This is a genomic window from Roseovarius maritimus (assembly GCF_043355895.2).
GTDB classification, from domain to species: Bacteria; Pseudomonadota; Alphaproteobacteria; order Rhodobacterales; family Rhodobacteraceae; genus Roseovarius; species Roseovarius maritimus.
Genome location: NZ_JBHFPF020000004.1, coordinates 80565 through 100848, shown reverse-complemented (window position 1 = coordinate 100848; position 20284 = coordinate 80565). Strand labels below are relative to the sequence as shown.

Annotated in this window: 25 protein-coding genes; 13 read left to right on the top strand and 12 right to left on the bottom strand. The window is 59.3% G+C overall.

The genetic code is table 11. From position 1 onward, the window contains the following. Window positions 1–85: 85 nt before the first annotated feature. On the bottom strand, window positions 86–1510 hold the full coding sequence (locus tag ACEWPM_RS10070) for a FliI/YscN family ATPase (RefSeq protein ID WP_393962132.1): 1425 nt from the start codon (window positions 1508–1510) through the stop codon (window positions 86–88). Between the two features lie 85 nt (window positions 1511–1595). On the opposite strand from ACEWPM_RS10070, the gene ACEWPM_RS10065 reads away from it, so the two are divergent. From ACEWPM_RS10065 to ACEWPM_RS10025, 9 genes are read left to right on the top strand one after another with little or no spacing between them, the layout of a single operon-like run. Further along, entirely contained in the window at window positions 1596–1982 is a 387-nt protein-coding gene (locus tag ACEWPM_RS10065) for a FlgB family protein (RefSeq protein ID WP_393962133.1), read from the top strand. Window positions 1983–1994: 12 nt separating this feature from the next. Next, window positions 1995–2384 (top strand): flagellar basal body rod protein FlgC, encoded by a 390-nt coding sequence (gene flgC / locus ACEWPM_RS10060; protein ID WP_393962134.1) that lies wholly within the window; start codon window positions 1995–1997, stop codon window positions 2382–2384. Window positions 2385–2425: 41 nt separating this feature from the next. Continuing rightward, window positions 2426–2716 (top strand): flagellar hook-basal body complex protein FliE, encoded by a 291-nt coding sequence (gene fliE, locus ACEWPM_RS10055; RefSeq protein WP_393962135.1) that lies wholly within the window; start codon window positions 2426–2428, stop codon window positions 2714–2716. 4 nt (window positions 2717–2720) lie between these two features. Then, a complete protein-coding gene (locus ACEWPM_RS10050; protein WP_393962136.1) occupies window positions 2721–2990 on the top strand; it encodes a flagellar biosynthetic protein FliQ in 270 nt (89 codons plus the stop codon). A 3-nt stretch (window positions 2991–2993) separates the two neighbouring features. Beyond that, window positions 2994–3713 (top strand): flagellar hook-basal body complex protein, encoded by a 720-nt coding sequence (locus tag ACEWPM_RS10045; protein WP_393962137.1) that lies wholly within the window; start codon window positions 2994–2996, stop codon window positions 3711–3713. Window positions 3714–3723: 10 nt separating this feature from the next. Further along, complete coding sequence (flgG, locus tag ACEWPM_RS10040; RefSeq protein WP_393962138.1) at window positions 3724–4509, top strand: flagellar basal-body rod protein FlgG; 786 nt, start codon at window positions 3724–3726, stop codon at window positions 4507–4509. Beyond that, on the top strand, window positions 4509–4925 hold the full coding sequence (gene flgA / locus ACEWPM_RS10035) for a flagellar basal body P-ring formation chaperone FlgA (protein ID WP_393962139.1): 417 nt from the start codon (window positions 4509–4511) through the stop codon (window positions 4923–4925). Before flgG ends, flgA begins: the two co-directional genes overlap by 1 nt. Before the next feature lie 11 nt (window positions 4926–4936). After that, window positions 4937–5665, top strand: coding sequence for a flagellar basal body L-ring protein FlgH (gene flgH, locus ACEWPM_RS10030; RefSeq protein ID WP_393962140.1), 729 nt, complete (start codon window positions 4937–4939; stop codon window positions 5663–5665). 11 nt (window positions 5666–5676) lie between these two features. Continuing rightward, window positions 5677–6201 carry a flagellar basal body-associated FliL family protein gene (locus ACEWPM_RS10025; RefSeq protein WP_393962141.1) on the top strand — a complete coding sequence of 175 codons (525 nt, stop codon included), beginning with the start codon at window positions 5677–5679 and terminating at the stop codon, window positions 6199–6201. Here ACEWPM_RS10025 and ACEWPM_RS10020 read toward each other — a convergent pair. The 10 genes from ACEWPM_RS10020 to ACEWPM_RS09975 all read right to left on the bottom strand — a co-directional run bounded on the left by ACEWPM_RS10020 (window position 6173) and on the right by ACEWPM_RS09975 (window position 16073). Next, window positions 6173–6607: a hypothetical protein gene (locus ACEWPM_RS10020; protein WP_393962142.1), complete on the bottom strand. Its 435-nt coding sequence runs from the start codon at window positions 6605–6607 to the stop codon at window positions 6173–6175. The genes ACEWPM_RS10025 and ACEWPM_RS10020 overlap by 29 nt on opposite strands. Next, window positions 6604–7689, bottom strand: a complete 1086-nt coding sequence (locus tag ACEWPM_RS10015; RefSeq protein ID WP_393962143.1) for an EscU/YscU/HrcU family type III secretion system export apparatus switch protein — start codon at window positions 7687–7689, stop codon at window positions 6604–6606. The genes ACEWPM_RS10020 and ACEWPM_RS10015 overlap by 4 nt, the downstream gene beginning before the upstream one ends. Continuing rightward, window positions 7689–8462, bottom strand: coding sequence for a flagellar biosynthetic protein FliR (locus tag ACEWPM_RS10010; RefSeq protein WP_393962144.1), 774 nt, complete (start codon window positions 8460–8462; stop codon window positions 7689–7691). The genes ACEWPM_RS10015 and ACEWPM_RS10010 overlap by 1 nt, the downstream gene beginning before the upstream one ends. Beyond that, window positions 8459–10483, bottom strand: a complete 2025-nt coding sequence (gene flhA / locus ACEWPM_RS10005) for a flagellar biosynthesis protein FlhA (protein WP_393962214.1) — start codon at window positions 10481–10483, stop codon at window positions 8459–8461. Before flhA ends, ACEWPM_RS10010 begins: the two co-directional genes overlap by 4 nt. Before the next feature lie 56 nt (window positions 10484–10539). Continuing rightward, the gene (locus tag ACEWPM_RS10000; protein ID WP_420768016.1) at window positions 10540–11352 is read right to left on the bottom strand and encodes a transglycosylase SLT domain-containing protein; all 813 of its coding nucleotides are present in this window, start codon (window positions 11350–11352) and stop codon (window positions 10540–10542) included. Window positions 11353–11431: 79 nt separating this feature from the next. Beyond that, window positions 11432–13675: a hypothetical protein gene (locus ACEWPM_RS09995; protein ID WP_393962146.1), complete on the bottom strand. Its 2244-nt coding sequence runs from the start codon at window positions 13673–13675 to the stop codon at window positions 11432–11434. After that, on the bottom strand, window positions 13675–14544 hold the full coding sequence (gene motA, locus ACEWPM_RS09990) for a flagellar motor stator protein MotA (protein WP_393962147.1): 870 nt from the start codon (window positions 14542–14544) through the stop codon (window positions 13675–13677). Before motA ends, ACEWPM_RS09995 begins: the two co-directional genes overlap by 1 nt. Window positions 14545–14616: 72 nt before the next feature. Further along, window positions 14617–15201: a MotE family protein gene (locus ACEWPM_RS09985; protein ID WP_393962148.1), complete on the bottom strand. Its 585-nt coding sequence runs from the start codon at window positions 15199–15201 to the stop codon at window positions 14617–14619. Beyond that, window positions 15198–15563 (bottom strand): hypothetical protein, encoded by a 366-nt coding sequence (locus ACEWPM_RS09980; protein ID WP_393962149.1) that lies wholly within the window; start codon window positions 15561–15563, stop codon window positions 15198–15200. The genes ACEWPM_RS09985 and ACEWPM_RS09980 overlap by 4 nt, the downstream gene beginning before the upstream one ends. A 9-nt stretch (window positions 15564–15572) precedes the next feature. Continuing rightward, entirely contained in the window at window positions 15573–16073 is a 501-nt protein-coding gene (locus tag ACEWPM_RS09975; protein ID WP_393962150.1) for a flagellar basal body-associated FliL family protein, read from the bottom strand. A 122-nt stretch (window positions 16074–16195) separates the two neighbouring features. On the opposite strand from ACEWPM_RS09975, the gene fliF reads away from it, so the two are divergent. The 4 genes from fliF to fliP are packed head-to-tail and all read left to right on the top strand — an operon-like array spanning window position 16196 to window position 19405. After that, window positions 16196–17797 (top strand): flagellar basal-body MS-ring/collar protein FliF, encoded by a 1602-nt coding sequence (fliF, locus tag ACEWPM_RS09970; protein ID WP_393962151.1) that lies wholly within the window; start codon window positions 16196–16198, stop codon window positions 17795–17797. Next, window positions 17797–18384, top strand: a complete 588-nt coding sequence (locus tag ACEWPM_RS09965; RefSeq protein WP_393962152.1) for a FliH/SctL family protein — start codon at window positions 17797–17799, stop codon at window positions 18382–18384. The genes fliF and ACEWPM_RS09965 overlap by 1 nt, the downstream gene beginning before the upstream one ends. Continuing rightward, the gene (locus tag ACEWPM_RS09960; protein WP_393962153.1) at window positions 18381–18680 is read left to right on the top strand and encodes a FliM/FliN family flagellar motor switch protein; all 300 of its coding nucleotides are present in this window, start codon (window positions 18381–18383) and stop codon (window positions 18678–18680) included. The genes ACEWPM_RS09965 and ACEWPM_RS09960 overlap by 4 nt, the downstream gene beginning before the upstream one ends. Continuing rightward, window positions 18677–19405, top strand: coding sequence for a flagellar type III secretion system pore protein FliP (gene fliP / locus ACEWPM_RS09955; RefSeq protein ID WP_393962154.1), 729 nt, complete (start codon window positions 18677–18679; stop codon window positions 19403–19405). The genes ACEWPM_RS09960 and fliP overlap by 4 nt, the downstream gene beginning before the upstream one ends. On the opposite strand, the gene ACEWPM_RS09950 is transcribed toward fliP, so the two are convergent. Then, the gene (locus ACEWPM_RS09950) at window positions 19402–20169 is read right to left on the bottom strand and encodes a DeoR/GlpR family DNA-binding transcription regulator (RefSeq protein ID WP_393962155.1); all 768 of its coding nucleotides are present in this window, start codon (window positions 20167–20169) and stop codon (window positions 19402–19404) included. The two genes, fliP and ACEWPM_RS09950, sit on opposite strands and share 4 nt — an antisense overlap. Window positions 20170–20284: the final 115 nt, after the last annotated feature.

Below are 20284 nucleotides of genomic sequence, written 5' to 3'. Positions count from 1 at the left end.
TCCGAATTTCGCGGGGTAGCTCAGAAGGTCCACGCAAGGAATAGTCTAGTCGCGCCAAAGCAGCGACGTGGGTGCAACTGCAACGTTATTGCAGCCTTACGCCGCTGCTGCGGCTCGGTCCGCCGGCTGTCCGGTCTGGTGTTGTCAGGATCGCCGGACTCTTTGTCTTTCGCGAGCTGCTCTGAGACGCCTCGGCGCGGCGCAAGATCAATCCGAGCTTGTCAAAGCTGTTCTTCGACCCACTCATCTCCTCCTCCGCCAAATAACGGTCAATCTCTGGCCAGGCACGGATCGCGGTGTCGAGCTCTGGATCGCTGCCCGCAGCGTAGAGCCCGGCGCGAATCATCGTCTCGGACCGGTCATAGGCCCCCATAAGACAGCGCGCGCGCCTGAGCAGATCGTTCTCATCATCGCTGGCCGCGCGCGGCAGGCTACGCGAGACAGAGCGAAGAACATCTATGGCCGGATATCGGCCCCGCTCGGCAATTGCGCGGTCCATCACCACATGCCCATCAAGAACGCCGCGCAGGATATCCGCCACGGGCTCATCCATATCCGACCCCGCGACCAGCACGCTGAAAATGCCGGTGATGCTGCCCTCCCCTTCGACACCGGGCCCGGCCCGTTCGCAGAGCGACATGATCATGTGCGAGGTCGAGGCCGGAAAGCCGCGCAGGCTCGGCATTTCGCCGCCAGCGGTCGCAACCTCGCGATGCGCCTCGGCAAAGCGGGTGATCGAGTCTGCCAGCAACAGGACTTCGAGACCCTGAGCCCGAAAATGCTCGGCCACCGTCATGGCCGTCCAGGCGCAGCGGCGCCGCACCAGGGCCGACCTGTCGGAGGTCGCTGCAATGACGACAGAACGGGCCATGCCTTCCGTACCCAGCACGGTTTCGACGAAATCGCGCAACTCGCGCCCCCGCTCACCGATCATGGCAAACACCACCACGTCTGCCTGCATGTGCCGCCCGAGATGCGCAAGCAAGCTAGACTTGCCCACGCCAGACCCGGCAAAAAGCCCGATGCGTTGCCCGCGCACGATGGGCAGGAACGTGTTAAAGACCGTCATCCCGGTTTCCAGCCGCGCGCCGAGCGGCCGCCGCTGCGCGGGGGCCGGCGGATCCGCGCGCAGTGGTCGCGCAACGGGGCCGCGCAGCAACGGCCGCCCATCCATGGGTTGGCCGAACGGATCAATGATGCGCCCGATCCATGCATCGGAAGGCGCAATCGTCCCTGCCCCGCGCAGCGACACCCGATCCCCCAGCGAGACGCCCATAGGCGCCTCGTCAGGCAACATCACGACCCGACTCTGCGCCAGTTCCAATACTTCGCCCCATAGCTCAGTGCCATCACGGCGCCCGATGCGCAGCCTGTCCCCAAGGCTCGCCTCACCGGATAGGCCCGCGATCTCGATCGTGGCGCCCGAAACCGCGCTGACACGTCCGACCGCGTGCACCGCATGCAGTCCGGCGATTTCGGCCCCAAGGCCACCAAGGTCGTTTGCTCGCATCGAACTCTCCAAAAATCTTCTGAAAACAATTTCTAAAGGAATCAGAGTTAATCCTTGGTTGAAGACGACGAGAAAGAGGCAGCCGATGTTCGAAAACCTTCAGATATTCAAAATGGCCCATGCCATGGCGCAGCATGCCGGCGCACGGCAATCTGTCCTGGCCCGGAACATCGCGAATGCGGACACGCCCGGTTACACCGCGCGCGACGTCGCGCCCTTTGCCGAAACCTATTCAGGCACCGCAAGTTTTGCCCAGCGCGCCACACGGCCCGGCCATATCAGCGACAATGCCGGGGGGTTCGCCATCGAGACGCGTGACAGCGAAGCAGGCCAATCCGATCCAAACGGCAACTCGGTCGCGCTTGAGCAGGAGATGCTCAAGGCAGTCGACGCCAAGCGCCAGCATGACCGCGCGCTCGCCATCTACAAATCGTCCCTCACCGTTCTGCGCGCCGCTACCGGGCGCCGTTAAAGGAGACATGTTATGAGCGATTTTTCCGATTCCCTGTCCGTATCGTCGTCAGGATTGCGGGCACAATCGGCGCGTCTGCGCCACCTGTCCGAGAATATCGCCAATAGCGACACGCCCGGCTACCGGCGCAAGACGGTTGCCTTCGAGACCGTGATGCATGGCGGCACGACTGGCGCTGTCGAAACCGGGCGTGTTCACCTTGATCAGAGCGAGCTGGAGGAGATTTACGATCCCTCCCATCCGATGGCGGATGAGAGCGGAAATTACGCCGGCTCGAACGTCGAGCTGATCATCGAAATCGCCGACGCTCGCGAGGCACAGCGCAGCTATGAGGCAAACCTCAAGATGTTCGATCAGGCGCGGCAGATGTCGTCCAGCCTGATGGATCTCTTGCGCCGCTAACCCCCGATTTTATTCACACTCACTCGGAAAGGACTTCCAGAATGGAACTCACAGCACTCAGCGCAGCCGGTCGATACGCCGCCGCCCGCCCTGCCACGGAACCCACGGCAGGCAGCGGCGGCCCATCGCAACTGGCCACGAACCTCGCCCGCGATTTTGCCGCGACCCTGCAGGAAAGCGAGGCGATATCCACTGCCGCCATGACCGGCGATGCCGACCCGCACGCCCTTGTGCAGGCCCTCGCCCAGACCGAACTGGCGGTCGAAACTGCCGTGACCGTGCGCGACAAGGTGGTCGAGGCCTACCAGGAAATCCTGCGGATGCCGGTCTAGGCCCATGCATAACGAAGTGATTTTCTACGACACGCTCAGGCAGGGGCTTTGGGTGGCCGTCGTCATCTCGATCCCCATCTTGACCGTGGCGCTGGTAGCTGGCCTCGTTGTCGGCCTCTTTCAGGCGCTGACCTCGATCCAGGAGATGACGCTTACCTTCGTGCCCAAGCTGGCGGCGATCGTCGCTGTTTTCTGGGTCACGATGGGCTTCATGACCACGGCGCTGGTGTCGTTCTTTCAGGATCGGCTGATACCGCTGATCATAGGAGGGTAGGCTATGGAAAATGCAGGATATACAACGCTGACACGGCAGTCGGGCCTCTTGCGCGAAATGCAGGTTGTCGCCAACAATATCGCAAATGCCGCGACCACCGGCTATCGCCAGGAGGGCCTGGTCTTTGCGGAGCATGTCGCGCGTATCGAGAACGGCCCGTCGCTCTCAATGGCGACGGCGAATGTGCGCAACACCTCGATGCTGCAGGGTGCGATCACGCAAACCGCCGGTACGCTGGATTTCGCGATCGAGGGCGACGGCTTTTTCCTGATCGAAACGCCGGCGGGCGAGCGATTGACGCGCGCCGGCAGCTTCTCGGTCTCGGCCGAAGGCGACATGGTGACCAATGACGGCTACCGCGTGCTGGATGCGGGCGGAGCGCCGGTCTTCATCCCGCCCGATGCCACGGCGCTCAGCGTCTCGCCCGATGGAACGATCAGCGATGATGGCCGCCCGCTAGCCCAGATCGGCCTGGTCACCCCGCTCGACCGGGTCGGCCTGACCCGAGAGGATGGCGTCATGTTCCGCTCGGGCGCAGGCTATGAGCCCGCCGAGAATGGCCGCATCCTGCAAGGCTTTTTAGAGGGCGCGAATGTCGATCCGATCAGCCAGATGGCCCGTATGATCGAAATTCAGCGCGCCTACGAGATGGGGCAGAGCTTCCTCGAAAGCGAGGACAAGCGCATTCGATCCGCCGTCCAGACCTTTATCCAAACCAGATAGGAGACACCTTATGCGTGCCCTCAAAATCGCGGCCACAGGCATGGCGGCTCAGCAAATGCGGGTCGAGACGATCTCGAACAACCTCGCGAACATGTCGACCACCGGCTACAATGCGCGCCGCGCCGAGTTTGCCGATCTTCACTATCAACAGCTTAGCCGACCGGGCAGTGTGAATGCCGCGGATGGCACCATCCTGCCCACCGGCGTGCAATTGGGACTCGGGGTACGCCCCGCTGCCGTATCGGTGCACCTGTCGCAAGGCTCGCTCTCGGCGACGAATGGTGATCTGGATCTGGCCATCGAAGGCAACGGCTACCTTGAGATACAACTGCCGTCGGGCGAAGCGGGCTACACGCGGGACGGCGCGCTCAAGCGCTCGGCGGATGGTGTGATTGTCACCTCCGACGGCTTTCCAGTTGCCCCCGAGATCGTCATTCCCGACGATGCGCGCAGCATCTCGATCAACGCCGATGGCGAGGTATACGCCTATTTTCAGAACACGCCCGAGGCGCAACTCCTGGGCCAGTTCACTCTCGCCAATTTCACCAATCCCAAGGGTCTCGAGGCGCGCGGCAGCAACCTCTTTACGGAAACCGAGGCCTCAGGCCCGGCGCTCAGCACGACGCCGGGTCAGGACGGGCTTGGCACATTGCGGCAGGGCTATCTTGAGGACAGCTCCGTCGACCCCGTGCGCGAGATCACCGAGCTGATCGAGGCGCAGCGCGGGTATGAGCTGAATTCCAAGGTTATTTCCGCCGCCGACCAGATGCTTGGCGCAACGACGCAGGTGCGCTGATGATACGCCTCGCCTTTGCCGCCTGCCTGACGGCCGCACCCGCCGCCGCCGATACCGTTCTTGCGGCGCGCACCATCCGCGCCCAAAGCCTCATTTCGCCGCAGGATCTGGTGGTGAAGAATGTCGACGTAATCGGCGCCATCTCCGACCCGGCGCTGATCGCCGGCCAGGAAGCGCGCGTCGCACTTTATGCAGGCCGGCCAATCCGGCCTGGCGATGTCGGCCCGCCCGCCCTGGTTGAGCGCAACCAGATCATCTCGCTCATCTATGACCAATCTGGTCTCAGCATCACCGCGGAGGGCCGTTCATTGTCGCGGGCAGGGCCGGGGGAAATGGTGCGCGTCATGAACATGTCGTCGCGGGTCACCGTCTCGGGGCAGGTTCTGCCCGACGGCCGCGTTCTCGTATCCCATTAGGAGGCTCACACATGCGTCCCTATCTCACCAGTTTTTGCCTTATCCTGGGCGTCGCCGCTTGTGGCCGCGCGGGCCATATCGGCAAGCCGCCCGAATTCACCCCGCTTAACGACTCGGTCGAGCAGGCCGCGATGTTCAGCTCCGGCCTGCCGGAGACGACGACGTATCGACGCCGCGCCGATCAGGCCTCACTCTGGACTGCCGGCCAGCAGTCACTCCTGGGGGATCGGCGCGCGATGAAGCGCGGCGACATCCTGACCGTTGTCATCGAGATCGATGACGAGGCCGAAATTTCCAATTCGACATCGCGCTCGCGCTCTGGCTCGGAAAGCCTTGGGATTCCGCAGCTTTTCGGCCTGCCGCAACGCGCCGATGAAAAATTGCCCGATGGAGCCAGCATGGCGGATGCGGTGTCGATCAACTCGGCCAGCAAATCCGGGGGCGACGGCTCGGTCAGCCGACGGGAGGAACTGACGCTGCGCGTCGCCGCCACGATCATGCAGGTCCTGCCCAATGGCGTTCTGTCGATCCAGGGCAGCCAGGAGGTGCGCGTCAATTACGAGATGCGCGAGCTGCTGGTCACAGGCTACGTGCGGCCCGAAGACATCTCGCGGCAGAATGAGATCACCTACGACAAGATCGCATCGGCCCGCATCTCGTACGGCGGGCGTGGACAGATCACCGACATGCAACAGCCGCGCTACGGCCAGCAGATCCTCGATGCCGTTCTACCCTTCTGAAAGGTTCTCTAATGAAAAAACTCCTTCCTCTCGTTTTCATGTTGGTCGGGATCGGCGGCGGCGTCGGGGCGGGCCTGGCGCTGCGCCCCAATGCCCCACCGCCTCATGCCGAGGCCAGCGCAAGTGACTCGGAGCATGCGCCAGCAGAGCAAACCGAAGCGGCTGGCGATACCAGGCATGCCGCCGCCGATCGCAGGCACGGCGGAACGGGCGATGTGGACTATGTCAAACTGAACAACCAGTTCGTCGTGCCGGTCGTCGATCGTGATCGGGTCGAGGCGATGATGGTCATGTCTCTCAGCCTCGAGATGGCGCAGGGACAGGCAGACGCCGTGTATCAGCATGAACTGAAGCTGCGGGATTCGTTTCTGCAGGTGATGTTCGACCATGCGAATATGGGCGGCTTTGCAGGCGTTTTCACCGACACGGCCAAGCTCGATACCTTGCGCAACGGGCTGACCGACGTCGCCAACGGAATTCTGGGTGAAAGCGTGAAGAGCGTCCTGATTACGGATTTCGCCCGGCAGCAGATGTAGCCCGGAGCAAAACCAAAGACTGATCGCGCTCTGCGTCGCGGCCCTGTGCACGTTTGCACCGGGCCGTTTTCTCGTGCGCAATCAGTTTGCTGACCGCTTCCGCCTTGCCGAAGGCCTGGCGTAGCGCGTTCATCTTCTCTGCCTTGCGCACCAGCACCTGTGCCAGCTGGATGTTCAGCTCTTGCCGTGTGCGCTGCGTCCAGCCCTGCCACAAAAGGTCTGCTCCGATGGCCCTCGGCGCTGCCAGCTCCTTCTGGGGAAGCGCGCGCGCGGCGACACGCTTGACCTCCAACTCGGAAAGTTCCTTTCGAAGCTCCGCCTCCTGCCGGACGATGTCCTGAACCGTGGCCTGCGCCGCCTGATAGGCCGCATCCATAGCGCGTTTTAGCTGGTGCAAATCGCTCATGGCCGTCCTTTTGCACGGCGGCGCATGGTTTCGGCAAAACGGATGGCCGCGGCGACGGCCCGGTAGTGGTTCGGATCGATCTGCTCGCCAATGCGCGTCGTCGCATAGAGCGCCCGCGCGGTTGGGGGATCATGCCGGATGGGCACGCCATGTTCCGCCGCGATCTCGCGAATCGCCAGCGCCATATGATCGACGCCCTTCGCGACACAGTGCGGTGCGGCGCCCGGCTCGCGGCTCCATTTCAGCGCAACGGCGTAATGGGTCGGATTCACCAGTATCACATCTGCCTTGGGCACATCGGCCATCATCTGTTCGGATGCAATCTGGGCCCCGCGCGCGCGCCGCTCGCCTTTCATGTGCGGGTCACCCTCTTGCTGCTTGGCCTCGTCCCGAAGCTCCTGATGCGACATGCGGTTTTTGCGAAGATGATCGAAATGCTGCCACATAAAATCGATGCCCCCGATCACAAGCGCCACGATGCAGACGACCAGCATGAATTCGATCAGCACTTGGCCAAGCAGCGCGCCGATGCCGCCAGGCTCGGCATAGAGCGAGCCTTCCAGGTCAGGCAGTCGCCCCTTGAGGAAAACGCCGAGGACGATGGAATAGGTGATGAGCTTGACTGCGCTCTTGGCAAACTCGAACAGCCCGCTCGTTCCGTACTTGTTCTTGGCGTTCGAAATCGGATTGATACGCGACAGCTTGAACGCCAGCTTGCCGGGTGAAAACACGAGGGTGCGTGTGGCGAAGAGCATCAACAGCGCAAAGGCCGCTGGCAGGATAAACCATGCGGAGAGGCCAGCGAAGAGCGCGCCCATCATGCCGCCGATGGGTGCGGCGGCATGCCCTGAAAAAATTAGCTGCGACAGACCATCGGCCTGATCTATCATCACCATCAGCTGCGTGCTGACATGTCCAACCGAATAGGCGCCCGCGATCAGGCCCGTTATAAGGAAGCCCCAATAGGCACCCGCCGCAGTCAGGTCCGCCGAGCGCGCCAGCTCGCCCTTCTTGCGCGCCTCATCCAGTTTGTGCTGAGTCGGCTCGTGCGTCTTGTCGCTATCGTCCTCCTGCCCGGACATCAGCGCAGCCCGAATGGGTTGGCGATATACGCCTGAAACGCCGCAGCCCAGACCCCCAGCATGATCGGCGCCAGCAAGAAGAGAAGGACCAATCCGCCCGCCGTGATCACCGGCGCGCCGACAAAGATTACCATCATCTGCGGCATCGCGCGGTTAATGATTCCCAAGGTCAGGTTATAGAGCACCGAGATCAGCACGAATGGCGCCGCGAGACTGAACGCGAGCGAAAAAGCTTGTGAAATCTGTGATATACCCCATTGCGACATGGCAGATGCCGCAGGCAATTGCCCCACGGCGAAGATCTTGTAGGTCGCGATGACCATGGCCGCGACATTCACGTGAAGATGAAGAATCATCGCCAGCGCGATCCCACCCATGGTCAGCAGATGGCCGATAGCCGGAAGCGGGGTCGCACCGGCCGAACCGAGGATTTGCGACAGCGACGTGGCCTGTGCCGCCATTGACCCCGCCATTTGCAGCGCCAGAAGGAACATACGCAAGCCGATGCCGATCATAAGGCCAATTGCCGTCTCGGTGATGATGACCCACGTAAACGAGAACTGCGGACCCGTCATATACGGCATCTCAGACGCTGCGGCGGGAGCTACGATCACGGTAAACGCAAGCGTGGCGACCAACTTGATCCGGACCGGCACATACTGTTCGCCAAAGCCGGGAAAGAGGGCAATGATCGGGCCGACGCGGAGGAAGACGAGCGCATGGAGCCACAGGATGTCCTGGCTGATCTGCAGGAGCTGCGCCAGCCCGTTCATGCCGCGACGACGCCGACCAAGGAAGGTTGAGCATCCACACCAATCTCCTCGAATGACAGCACCGGATTTGCGATATTGCGCGCCGCAAGGACTGTGCGCAGGAACCTGCGCCGCGCCGTTGAGGTCACGATAGCAGGAAATACCCCCATATCGGCCGCACGCGCCACTTCGCTCGACACGGACGCGGTTAGCGAGTTGAACAGTTCCGGCGGCAGCGCCACGTCGAGCCGCCCGCGATCCGAATCCATCTGATAGGTTTGAAACGTATCCTCCCATTCGGGCGCCAACTGGATCAGTGGCAGCGTGCCGTCCTCCCGCTGGAGATTTGCCACCAACTGGAAGCCCAGCCTCTGGCGCACATGCTCGCAAATCGCATCGGGCCCTTGTACGATCTGGCGCGCTTCGGCGGTCGCTTCGATGATCAGAGGCAGGTTTCGCACCGACACCTGCTCGGCCAGGAGGAGCCGCAGAACCGCGTGCAAGAGGTCAGCGGGAACGCGATCCGGGATCATTTCGTCTAGAAGTTTGCGATTGGCCTCTGAGCGCGTGGGATCACTTAGATTGATCATCTCGTCGAGCAGCCTGCGCATCGCCTTCATCGTCAGGAGCCGGCTCAAATTACGCCTGATGATCTCAAGAAGATGTGTCGCCAATATCTCGGTCGGGGCGACAATGGTCGCACCGGAAAGCGCCGCGGCCTCTTGATCCTGCGCGGAGATCCATCGTGCGGGAGCACCGTAAACGGGTTCCGTCACTTTCTCCCCCGGGGGCAGATCCTTGACTGACCCTACGTCAAGCAAGAGCATCTGATCAATCCTCAGACGCGCTTGCCCCTGCTCGACACCCTGAATACGAATGACGTAGCTACCGCTCGGCAAGGAAGGATCATCGGTCAGCCGAATTTCCGGCAGGATCAATCCATATCGGGTGGCAACATGCGTGCGCATATTGGCGATCCTTGCATCCAGACCTGTTCCGGGGTCGAGAACAAGGTTAACGAGGTCCGGCGCAAACTCGACGTGTACATCGTCAAGTTCCAGAATATCGCCGAGGGACTTCTCACGCGGTTTTTCGGCCGTCACGGCCGCTGTATCGATGCCGGGATCGGCAGCTGCCTTTTTGTAATTGAAATAGGCAATCAGTCCCAATGCAACGCCGCCAATCATGAACGGTATGAAGGGAAGCCCAGGCACCAGCGCAAACATTATCATCAGGACCGCTACCGTTCCCATCGCTGCCGGATGGCGACCCAGTTGTGCCGTCAGGGCAAGATCCGTTGCTCCCGTGCTTCCCCCACGCGCAAGCAAGAGCGCGGAGGCAATTGAGATGATGACCGCCGGTATCTGAGTCACCAATCCATCGCCGACCGTTAGGATCGTATACGTCTCAAAGGCCGTTCCCAAGGGCATGTCGTGCACAACGATTCCCATGATCAGCCCCATTACGAGATTCAGCAACGTAATGAGAAGTCCCGCAACTGCATCACCTTTGACAAATTTTGAGGCACCATCCAGCGACCCAAAAAAGGTGGTCTCCTGTTGCTCGCGTTCGCGTCTTTCGCGCGCCTGGCGATGATCAATGGCGCCGGCAGACATATCGCTGTCGATTGCCAACTGCTTGCCCGGCATGCCGTCCAAGGCAAATCTGGCACCGACTTCAGCCATCCGTGCGGCACCTTTGGTTATGACCATGAAGTTGACGATTAGCAGCACACCGAAGACGACGAGGCCTAGGAAGACACTCCCGCTCATCACGAAGCTTGCAAAGCCCTCAATCACGTTGCCGGCCGCATCCGTGCCTGTATGGCCTTGCCCGATGATCAGCTTGGTCGACGATACGTTGAGGGAAAGTCGTAGCATCAACGACGCGAGGAGAATTGTTGGAAACGCCGAGAAATCAAGAGGTCGCTCGATGAAAAGAGTCACCGTGAAAATCAGGATCGCCAATCCGAAGGAAGCCGCAAGCCCAACATCAAGCACCCAGGAGGGCACAGGCAGAATCATCATCACGATGATAGCCATAAGCGCCAAGGCCAGAAGCACAGTTGGCTGAAAGACGTCGCGCACTGAAAAACGGCTCACTTAAGTGCCTCCATTTCTGCAAAAAGATGTCCGCCCGTACCGGCCGCAGCCAAAGGCACCAGCGAGCCAAAGCGCGTTTCGACTTTGGCAACTTTCAAAAAAGGATAGGGGTTCCGGCGACTGGGCTGCGGCTGATTGGTGGTCGAATCCGCCTCAGAGTCTTTCAGCCGAGGTCGAATTACAGCATTCATCGGGCCCGGATTCGGCAATGAAGCCAAAACTTCGTCAAAACGGGCGCGGTACCCGGTCGCGTGCGCTGGTGTCCTGGAATGATAGGCACCCGCCGCTTTTGACCAATCGCCCATCTCGTCCTGGAGGCGCTTCAGGAAACCGGCGGCATAAAGAGCGTTCTCTTCAGGATCGAACATATGATTGATCGAATTAAAATTCTGACCGTGCCACCTGTAATTCACCTGAAAGCAACCGACATCGAAACTGCGCGCTCCTTTTCCATGATTTGAAAATACGTAATTCAAGGCGTCGGTTCGCGTCGAAAACCATTTCCCTACGCCCTCCATATTGACCGTCCATGGCCACGGCTGGAGTTCGCCTGCAACAGTGCGCCCGGTCTCACTCCGCGTGATGGCGCGCAAGACGTCAAGAGGGACACCAGTTCGGCGGGATGCGCTCTGAGCCGCCCGATCACATATTTCTGATGTATTTACTGCAAAGGAGGGCGATGAATGGATCGAAATCAGAATGCTGATAACGCTGGAGCAGTATGGAATACCTAACACCACGGCATGCAGCCGAAGCGCCACTTTCTTCCCAGCGCAAGTAACTCTGGAGAGACGTTTGGATAAGGTCAAAATAAGATTCCCACTTCTACATTGTGCAGTCATGGATCAAATTAGTGGTGATACATTTAAAAAGTGTAAGCAAATTTACTCATCGTGAGGCAGCGGCATCGACAGGTAGTGAACCACTCAAGAGTTGCGAAATTTTATCGCGTGCATTGTTGCTTTGCTCCAGAAGTCGCACGGCGCCCTGCAGCTGCCCATCCTCTGCGCGTTGAACGGTCTGATCCTCTTCAAAAATCACATCCGCCATTATCGGGTCGGCAATATTTCTTGCATCCTTCCAAGCTTCCGCAAGCAGCGCCTCTCTCAGGCCATCTTTTGTATTACCGGCGGCGATGTAAGCTAGATGAGCCGCTCGATGATCACCAGCAAGACTGTGTGCCTGCGCCCGTAGAGTATCTGCTTCAGAGCCACCCACTTCCACAAGGCTACGCAACGCCGCATCAGGATTCGACGATGCGATATGAAGGCTGGCTTGTAATAGCCGGTGAGCAGCCAAGGTTTTATCTTTTGAGCGATCTAGATACAGTTGAGCTTCTTCACGAAATCCCAGACGGAACAGGCGTTGAGCCATCTCAAGTGATGCACTCAATGGTGCCCTTGGCATTTTTGTTGTTTCCTCTATCAGTGCGTATTTCAAGAACACCATGTCGCTGGCATCTTTGACTAGGTTGGCAGTCAAGACTCTCTCCATCCTGTCGCTGCCGTTCGCGACAGACCCTGAACGGCCTTTCAACAGATCGAAAGCTTTTTCAAACTGCCCCAACTCGGCCAAAGCTGCGATCTGAGCATCGAGTAAATCGTCACCAATATCTGCGTCCCTATTTTCTCGGATGTAGCTCTCGATTAGATCAATGATTCTAGGCTCTAGGGGCTCCTCAGCGTCCAAACGTGCCCAGATCATATCAACCAAAGCTTCCACAGAATGTTCACTGTTTTTAGAAACTATATTCTCATACGCCTCTGCTACAGATTCTGAATGTTCAGCGTCCCGCAGCGTTTCAGCGTGTGCCATTTCATAAGCGTCTGTCGCATCATCTGATCGTTGGCTCAGAACACGCAAGATGCGAGTGGAATCATCCTGTCGCCCACGGGCTGAAAATGCTCTCGCAAGACGAGGACCGATCAAAGACCGCAAATGTGACGGATACCCTGTCAGAGTACGCAGCATCGCATTGACGTTTGGCGATTGTTCGAAAGCCTGTTCTGCACTCACCAGCGCGGACCAAAGAGACACCTGCGCATCGCAATCAATCTGATGTGCGAAAGCGTCGCCCCCGCCGGCCTCCTGTTCGATCACTCGGGCCAAAGAAAGCACGGCATCTGCAGCTGGACCTTTCAGGCCAGAGACATCAATGACCTGCATGGCTTCCTTTCCAAAACCAAAATGCAAGTAAAGACGCGCGAGGTGCAGCATTTCTTCAGGCAGGAAACGGTCAAATTCGCCCATGGACCGAATACGCGCATTTCCAATTTGATGCGCGAAAGATGAATTATCACCCCAGTCCTTCAAACTTATCAATTTGTCATCGATACATTGAGTGCCATTTATCGTATGATCGGTTTCCGAGGCGCTGTTCTTTGAATTCAACTCGGCTGCGCTTTTTACGCCATAATTCACTTGGTTATGAGCAAAGGGACTCGAGGAGTCGACATTGGGCTCAGAACTGCTCGATGTGCTTGATATGGAACTCGCGCTTTCTTCCGCATTATCGAGATTACCATCCAGATTGAGCAAGCCCATCGTTGCTGCCTCGGAAAGATCTTGAGCAATAGACGCCCGGATCTCCTCCATAGATTGAGTTGCGCCGGCTGACTTTGGAAAGTCCAGCGAGTAGAACCAGTCCCGCCAGAGTTGATCTGACGTATGTGGCAGCCTACTCGGCGACGCAAGCTCCGGCCCCTCGTCGAAATTTAAGACCTTCAAAGCACCAAGGTCCTGGCCTGAATGTTCTTCTACACGCTCGGGATCAGCGAGGATATCGATTACAAACATTCCAAGACCGTGCCATGCCACATCGGCGATGCAGTCACATGACATTTCCAAAGCGAGCCCCAGCCCATCCGGCAAAGGATCCACAGCCACAATTCGATTATTGGAGAGCCTATCAAAAACCTTATCGACCTTGATTTTACCTGAAACATCTTCAAAACGAATCTCAAGGCGGTTGCCATCTTCACTCATTGTCCACGGCACACGTTTGGGCATATCGACGACAATACGTGAGAAGCCATCATGCTCACCAGATCTGACCATGATATCTTGAGCCAAGGCCGGCGTCATTGCCAAAACAAGGCTGAATAGAACAGCAAATTTATAGCGCGCTGACATCACGCAGCATCCTGCTTCACGGATTTCAAAGCTTCTTCGAGGTCAGCAAAAGAGGGTCGACAATGAGCCGGTGTATTTTGTCGACCGACTTCTATGCAAATGTTGGTCGCATGATTGTGCAAGTTCGCCGCCAAGACTTCACGGATCAAATGATAGAAATGCGCATCTTCTTCGATAACCGCTTTCACCTTGGCGGCGAACGGGCCGACCAAACCGTATGCCAGAAAAACGCCAAGAAATGTTCCGACAAGAGCTCCGCCAATCATTTTTCCCAGAATCTCCGGCGGTTGATCAATTGATGCCATCGTCTTGATTACCCCAAGAACAGCCGCGACAATCCCGAGGGCCGGAAGGCCGTCCGCCATGGTCTGTAGTGCGTGACTGGAGTGCAAAGCATGGTGCAATGTCGCATCCATGCGCTTTTCAAGCACCTCCTCCACCTGGTGCGGGTCATCATAATTCATGGAGGCTGACCGCAACGTATCGCTAATCAATGCGACCGCTTCCTTGTCAGCCAATATCCGAGGGAACTTGCCAAATATTGATGACGTCTCCGGCACTTCGATATGTTCTTCAATGGCAACGGGGTTTTGACGCGCGAGCTTCACCAGCTCGAACAGCAGGCAAAGCAAATCGCGGTAGTCGGACTGCTTCCACTTCGCCCCTTTGAAAACCTTGCCGATATCCTTGATCGTGTGCTTGACACCCGCCATGTCATTGCTCAGCAGAAATGCCCCGGTTGCAGCACCGCCAATCATCATCATCTCGAACGGCAACGATTTCAGAATGATCCCCAGCTTGCCACCGGCAGCAAGATAGCCACCGAAGACCATCACGAAAATGACGACTATCCCGATAAGACCGATCATGTTTCTCTCCGAATTTGGATTCCGATGGCAATTTGCCCGGCGCAGGTTAATATTCGCTGAGTGATCGTCCGATCACTGCTTTGGAGCACCGGCATTCCGGCCTGCCAGAACCACGGAAAATCTGTGCGCGGCCTGCGGGCTGAGCCCGGCAAGAATGCCGGCAGCCGCATCCGGTTTCATCCGCCCTAGAAAACCGGCCGCAAAATCCGGATCCATCTCCTCAAAGAGAGCCGCCGCCTCTTTCGACTTCATGCTCTCATAAACCTTGGTCAGTCGCTCGATATCACTTTCGGCTGCGGTATCCGCGATGGTCAGGGTGCGGCGCAGCTTTTCTTCAGCCGCCTCCAATTGGGCCAGCTTGCTTTCGATCTGACGATCGGCGACAGTCAGCGCCTGCTGGCGGTCCATGATCGCCGCCTCGCGCTGTTTTATTTGCGCTTCGCGCGCCTGAAAACTTTTCAGCATGCCATGGAGATCGTCTTCGGTGGTGCATTCGGATCCGAGCGCCACCTCGCGCTCCGGAGCATCGGACGCCTTGGCCCAGGCCCGCCCCGCATCACCACCAATCCTCAGCACTGCAGACAGTACCATTAGCGACGCCACCAGTGTCAGCGCACCGCGCATGGTCTTGCGGCGCCCTTTCACAGACCGGCTCATTGTGAAAGGCCCGTCGAATCGTGACGGCGAAAGACCGGGCCTAACGGCGATTTCGGCTCGGGCTCGGGCGGCGTCTGAGACGGTAGATCATGCATTGACGCGACCATGAGCTCCAACCGCTTGGCGACGGTTTCCGCGCGCTCCGTCAGCGTCTCAAGCGCCTCACCCGACGCACCTGCCGTGTTGCGCGCAGCTTCCAATGTCTTGGTAAGATCGTCCACCTGAACGGACAAGACCGCGACGGCGCCACCCACGCCTGTCTCGAGATCATTGAACCGGCTCAGCCGACGCCCAAGAACAAAGCAATAAAATCCGGCGCCCAATGCGCCCGCTACCAGCAAGATGTCAGCGATCAGTTCCATGTCAGGTCCTCAATTCAGTACAAATTCCATGATGAGCAGATCTTTGATCCGCCCGTCTCCAGTGACGATCTGCAGACGGCGCAACATATGGGCGCGCAGCCGCACCAGCGCCGCCTTGTCTGTCAGATCAGCCAGTTCAAGCGCGCGTAGATATGAGTTCAGCACATCAACGACGCGCGGCATCAGATGCTCCACGTCAGCGCGGTATGCTGGCACGACTTCAAGCTGCGCGCGAAATCTCAGATGCTTGCCGGTTGCCCCATCCCCCAGAGAGATTACCAGCGGTTCGATGGGCACATAGGCCACTTCGGGAATGGCACTGGTAACAGGATGATCATCCACCTTGTCCGGCGAGTGATCCCCCGCTGATTCGGGCGCGAGGATCAGCCCCGACCAAACGGCGTAGAACCCCCCGCCGCCCCCGGCGAGTGCCAAAACAAGCCCTATGATAATAGGCAATTTCGACTTTTTCGCAGGCGTGTCGCCCGTGTCCTCTTTGGTCTTGGCCATAATGCGAACCTCTTTGCTGTCCCCGGCAACATAACCATCAGGCACTAACCGATTGTTAAGGCTGATGAGCCAAACATGACCTCAACGTCCGGCAGAACGCGGGACTTGAGGAGGCAAAGAAATTGCAGAATATCGCGACCCTTTGGACCGCTCTGGATCCGCGCAAACGCACCATCATCATACTGGCCGCCATCGCGATGTTCGCGGCTATTCTGGGCCTGTCGCGTATGGCGGCATCACCCAGCCTGAACCTGCTCTATGCAGGCCTCGAAAGCGGTCCCGCCGGTGAGGTCGTACGCGCCCTCGAGCAGCGCGGCGTGACATATGAGGTGCGCGGCGGCGCCATCTTCGTCGATTCGGCTCAGCGCGATACGCTCCGCATGACGCTGGCGAGCGAGGGGCTCCCCAGCAATTCCAGCCAGGGGTACGAGCTGCTTGATACGCTTTCCGGCTTTGGCACCACATCCCAAATGTTTGACGCCGCTTATTGGCGCGCCAAGGAAGGCGAGCTGGCGCGTACCATCGTGGCCAACCCGGCGATCATCGCCGCACGCGTCCATATCGCCAACACCGGCTCAAACCCGTTCCAACGCGATGTGCGCCCGACGGCCTCCGTCATGATCACATCGTCCGGCGGCGACCTTCCGGCAAAACAGGCGCAGGCGCTCAAGTTTTTGGTGGCAAGCGCGGTGGCGGGCCTGACGGCGGATGACGTGTCGATTATCGACAGCACTGGTGGCCTGATCGGCGGAGCAGAAGAAGCGCCGACCAATCTCGGCGAAGACCGCTCGGATGCCCTGCGGCAACGCGTTCAACGTCTGCTGGAGGCGCGCGTCGGCCCCGGCAACGCGGTCGTTGAGGTCAGCGTCGATACCGTCAAGACGACGGAACTGATCCGCGAGAAAACAATCGATCCGGACAGCCGCGTTGCGATCAGCACGGACACAGAAGAGCGTACCAACTCGGCCTCTGACCAGGGCGGCGGTGACGTCACGGTCGCATCGAATCTGCCCGATGGTGATGCGGCTGGCGGCGATAGTTCCAACAGCCAGACGAACGAGACGCGCGAGCGCGTCAATTACGAGGTTTCGCAGACTGAGCGCGAGATCACCCAGGCCCCGGGCGCAATCAAGCGTCTGAGTGTGGCCGTTCTCGTCAACGGCACCATCGGTCTAGATGAAAGCGGCGCCGAAACCTACGCAGCTCGACCCGAGGCCGAAATGGAAGCATTGCGGGATCTAGTCGCTTCTGCCGTCGGCCTTGACGAGGCGCGCGGCGACGTCATCACCCTGAAATCGCTTCAGTTTGAACCGTTGAGCATCTCCGGCACCGCGGCCAAGCCCTCCCTCTGGATGACAATGGGCCTCGACATGATGTCCCTCATTCAAGCCGCCGTTTTGGGGATCGTCGCCCTGGTGCTGGGCCTCTTCGTCATCCGACCGATCGTGTCGCAATCGCGAGATGCGAATGTCCCTGCCCTTGAGGCGCCGCGCAGCGGGGCGCAGTCCGAGCCAGCCGCTCGGCCCGCTCTGACGGGTGAGATCGACACCTCCGACATGGACGAAGCCAGCTTGCCCGTCGTTTCAGGCCGAAGCGCCATCGCCGCCAGTCGTGAGGCCGGGGAGGACCCGGTGGCAAAACTGCGGGGCATGATCACCGAGCGGCAGGAAGAAACGGTCGAGATCCTACGCAACTGGTTGGAAGGCGAAGAGGAGAACGCCTGATGAGTATCGCGCATCTGCTGCAAGATTTCACCACCGAGACCGGCGCGCAAAGCCTGTCGATCAGCGACGCCTCGCTCGAGGACGAGAGGCTCGAGGCCTTCGAGACAGGCTACAAGGCGGGGTGGGAGGATGCGGTCAAGGCGGCGCAGGAAGAGGCCGACCGTGTGTCGTCGGATTTCGCGGGCAACCTGCAGGATATCTCATTCACCATGGCCGAGGCGCAGCGCGACCTTCTGGCCGCCTTGCGTCCCTTGATGACTGGCATGGTCAAAAGCGTCCTGCCCAAGATGGCCCACCACACGCTGGGCGACCGAGTCGTCGAAACGCTCGAGGCCATGGCCGGAAACGCAATAGCCGGCCCGATTCGGATCATGACCGCACCGATCAATGCCGAAGCGCTTGAGACGTTGATCGGCGATCGGGAAATCACCGATGTCACGGTAGAGGTCGAGCCGTCTTTAGGCGACGGGCAGGTCCACGTTCGCGCAGCAGGCAGTGAGCAGGAGATCGACCTCGATGCCGTGCTGAAACAGATCGATTCCGCGGTCAGCGGATTTTTCGACGATCACAAAAAGGAGACAGCATGATGGATGCCCCCACCAGCGCGCAGCCGCGCACAACCGAGCAGCCGAACCCGTTTTCATCCGTCCCGATCGAGATCACGATCTCCGTGGGAAAGGCACGCCCGCTCATCCGTGACCTGCTCAAATTGGGCAAGGATGCGGTCCTGCCGCTTGACAAGAGGGTCGATGACCCGGTTGAGCTTTATGTCGGAGATCGCCTGATCGCCCGCGGCGAGCTTGAGGAATTGGAAGGCGATCAGAAAGGCCAGCTTGCGGTGCGCCTCACAGAAGTGGTCGACCTTCAGGATGGTCTCGCATGATACGCGCTTTCGCGCTGGCAGCGACCGGATTGGTGATTCTGGCCGCCCCGGCGGCGGCGCAGGACATCTCCCTCTCACTCGGAGATGATGGATCCCTGTCCGCGCGTACATTGCAGCTTCTGGCCCTGATCACGGTGCTCAGCCTAGCGCCCGGTCTTGCGATCATGATCACCTGCTTTCCTTTCATGGTGACCGTGCTCGGCATCTTGCGTCAGGGCATCGGTCTGCAGCAATCGCCGCCCAACATGCTGATCGTCAGCCTCGCGCTTTTCTTGACCTATTTCGTCATGGAGCCGGTCTTCATGACCGCCTGGGAGCAGGGCATCAGCCCCCTTCTGAATGAGACGATTGCCTTGGAAACCGCTGTGCCGCGCACGCTGGAGCCGTTCCGCACCTTCATGGCCGGTCGCCTTGACGGCGATACCTTCGCCGCGATGGCTGCCCTGCGCCCGGATGCAGCCGGTATCGCGCCCGGACCCGAGGCACCGCTTTCGGTGCTTATTCCCAGCTTTCTTCTGTCGGAAATCGCCCGCGCGTTTCAGATTGGATTTCTCGTCTTCCTGCCCTTCCTCATCATCGACCTGGTCGTCGCGGCGATCCTGATGTCGATGGGTATGATGATGGTGCCACCCGCCATCGTCTCGCTCCCGTTCAAGCTCGCCTTCTTCGTGATCGCGGATGGATGGTCGCTCATCGCAGGCAGCTTGGTGCGCGGGTATTTCTAGTCGCCCGCGCCCAGAATGACCTCAGTCTGCCACGCTTGGCAGTGATCCCGCAGACCCGCGTCAATCGGTCGGTCCGTGAACAACATATCAATCTCGGCAAGGGATGCGATCCGCGCCGGGGCAATTCGCTTGAATTTGCCATGATCGGCAACCAGCATCCGATGGCGGGACCGGCGAAGGATGGCCTGGCTGACACCTACCTCCTGAATGTCAAAGTCGAGGATGTCACCATCCGGGTCAATGGCCGAGCAGCCTATGATACCGATATCGAACTTGAACTGGTTGATCGCTGCCTTGGTGATGTCTCCGGTAAGCCCGCCATCGGAAGGGCGCAGGCGACCGCCCGTGACGACGACTTCGCATTCGCGATTCTGCGCCAATATGTTGGCTACGTTTATGTTGTTCGTCACCACCAGAAGGCCGCGGTGATGGATCAACTCGGCCGCAACGGCCTCGGTACTCGTCCCGATATTCAAGAAGATAGCACTGGAGTCGGGAATACGGGCGGCGCAGGTTCGAGCAATGGCGCGCTTTCGATCCGCGTTAGTCCTGCGCCGCTCCTCATAACCGATATTGATTGTTCCTGAGGGCAGGACAGCGCCACCATGCACCCTTTCCAACCTGCCCAGATCGGCGAGGTCCGATAAATCTCGACGAATTGTTTGCAGGGTGACCCCGAAGCGATCCGCCAAGGCTTCCACCGTCACCTTCCCGTCACGCCGGGCCAGTTCAAGGATTTCAGGATGTCGAAAAGTTTGGGACATGAACCATCCATGAAAAGTGCAAACCGCATACCTGCCGTGCGTTGCGGCTCGCTGCACTCGACTCCTTGTGCCGAGGCAACGCTAACTTACTGACGATCTCCGATTCTGCACAAAC

What these genes read in the sequence shown, in the direction of transcription:
- ACEWPM_RS10070 (WP_393962132.1), bottom strand. Translation starts at nt 1,510, where the DNA reads ATGCGAGCAAACGACCTTGGTGGCCTTGGGGCCGAAATCGCCGGACTG.
- ACEWPM_RS10065 (WP_393962133.1), top strand. Translation starts at nt 1,596, where the DNA reads ATGTTCGAAAACCTTCAGATATTCAAAATGGCCCATGCCATGGCGCAG.
- flgC (WP_393962134.1), top strand. Translation starts at nt 1,995, where the DNA reads ATGAGCGATTTTTCCGATTCCCTGTCCGTATCGTCGTCAGGATTGCGG.
- fliE (WP_393962135.1), top strand. Translation starts at nt 2,426, where the DNA reads ATGGAACTCACAGCACTCAGCGCAGCCGGTCGATACGCCGCCGCCCGC.
- ACEWPM_RS10050 (WP_393962136.1), top strand. Translation starts at nt 2,721, where the DNA reads ATGCATAACGAAGTGATTTTCTACGACACGCTCAGGCAGGGGCTTTGG.
- ACEWPM_RS10045 (WP_393962137.1), top strand. Translation starts at nt 2,994, where the DNA reads ATGGAAAATGCAGGATATACAACGCTGACACGGCAGTCGGGCCTCTTG.
- flgG (WP_393962138.1), top strand. Translation starts at nt 3,724, where the DNA reads ATGCGTGCCCTCAAAATCGCGGCCACAGGCATGGCGGCTCAGCAAATG.
- flgA (WP_393962139.1), top strand. Translation starts at nt 4,509, where the DNA reads ATGATACGCCTCGCCTTTGCCGCCTGCCTGACGGCCGCACCCGCCGCC.
- flgH (WP_393962140.1), top strand. Translation starts at nt 4,937, where the DNA reads ATGCGTCCCTATCTCACCAGTTTTTGCCTTATCCTGGGCGTCGCCGCT.
- ACEWPM_RS10025 (WP_393962141.1), top strand. Translation starts at nt 5,677, where the DNA reads ATGAAAAAACTCCTTCCTCTCGTTTTCATGTTGGTCGGGATCGGCGGC.
- ACEWPM_RS10020 (WP_393962142.1), bottom strand. Translation starts at nt 6,607, where the DNA reads ATGAGCGATTTGCACCAGCTAAAACGCGCTATGGATGCGGCCTATCAG.
- ACEWPM_RS10015 (WP_393962143.1), bottom strand. Translation starts at nt 7,689, where the DNA reads ATGTCCGGGCAGGAGGACGATAGCGACAAGACGCACGAGCCGACTCAG.
- ACEWPM_RS10010 (WP_393962144.1), bottom strand. Translation starts at nt 8,462, where the DNA reads ATGAACGGGCTGGCGCAGCTCCTGCAGATCAGCCAGGACATCCTGTGG.
- flhA (WP_393962214.1), bottom strand. Translation starts at nt 10,483, where the DNA reads ATGGCTATCATCGTGATGATGATTCTGCCTGTGCCCTCCTGGGTGCTT.
- ACEWPM_RS09995 (WP_393962146.1), bottom strand. Translation starts at nt 13,675, where the DNA reads ATGTCAGCGCGCTATAAATTTGCTGTTCTATTCAGCCTTGTTTTGGCA.
- motA (WP_393962147.1), bottom strand. Translation starts at nt 14,544, where the DNA reads ATGATCGGTCTTATCGGGATAGTCGTCATTTTCGTGATGGTCTTCGGT.
- ACEWPM_RS09985 (WP_393962148.1), bottom strand. Translation starts at nt 15,201, where the DNA reads ATGAGCCGGTCTGTGAAAGGGCGCCGCAAGACCATGCGCGGTGCGCTG.
- ACEWPM_RS09980 (WP_393962149.1), bottom strand. Translation starts at nt 15,563, where the DNA reads ATGGAACTGATCGCTGACATCTTGCTGGTAGCGGGCGCATTGGGCGCC.
- ACEWPM_RS09975 (WP_393962150.1), bottom strand. Translation starts at nt 16,073, where the DNA reads ATGGCCAAGACCAAAGAGGACACGGGCGACACGCCTGCGAAAAAGTCG.
- ACEWPM_RS09965 (WP_393962152.1), top strand. Translation starts at nt 17,797, where the DNA reads ATGAGTATCGCGCATCTGCTGCAAGATTTCACCACCGAGACCGGCGCG.
- ACEWPM_RS09960 (WP_393962153.1), top strand. Translation starts at nt 18,381, where the DNA reads ATGATGGATGCCCCCACCAGCGCGCAGCCGCGCACAACCGAGCAGCCG.
- fliP (WP_393962154.1), top strand. Translation starts at nt 18,677, where the DNA reads ATGATACGCGCTTTCGCGCTGGCAGCGACCGGATTGGTGATTCTGGCC.
- ACEWPM_RS09950 (WP_393962155.1), bottom strand. Translation starts at nt 20,169, where the DNA reads ATGTCCCAAACTTTTCGACATCCTGAAATCCTTGAACTGGCCCGGCGT.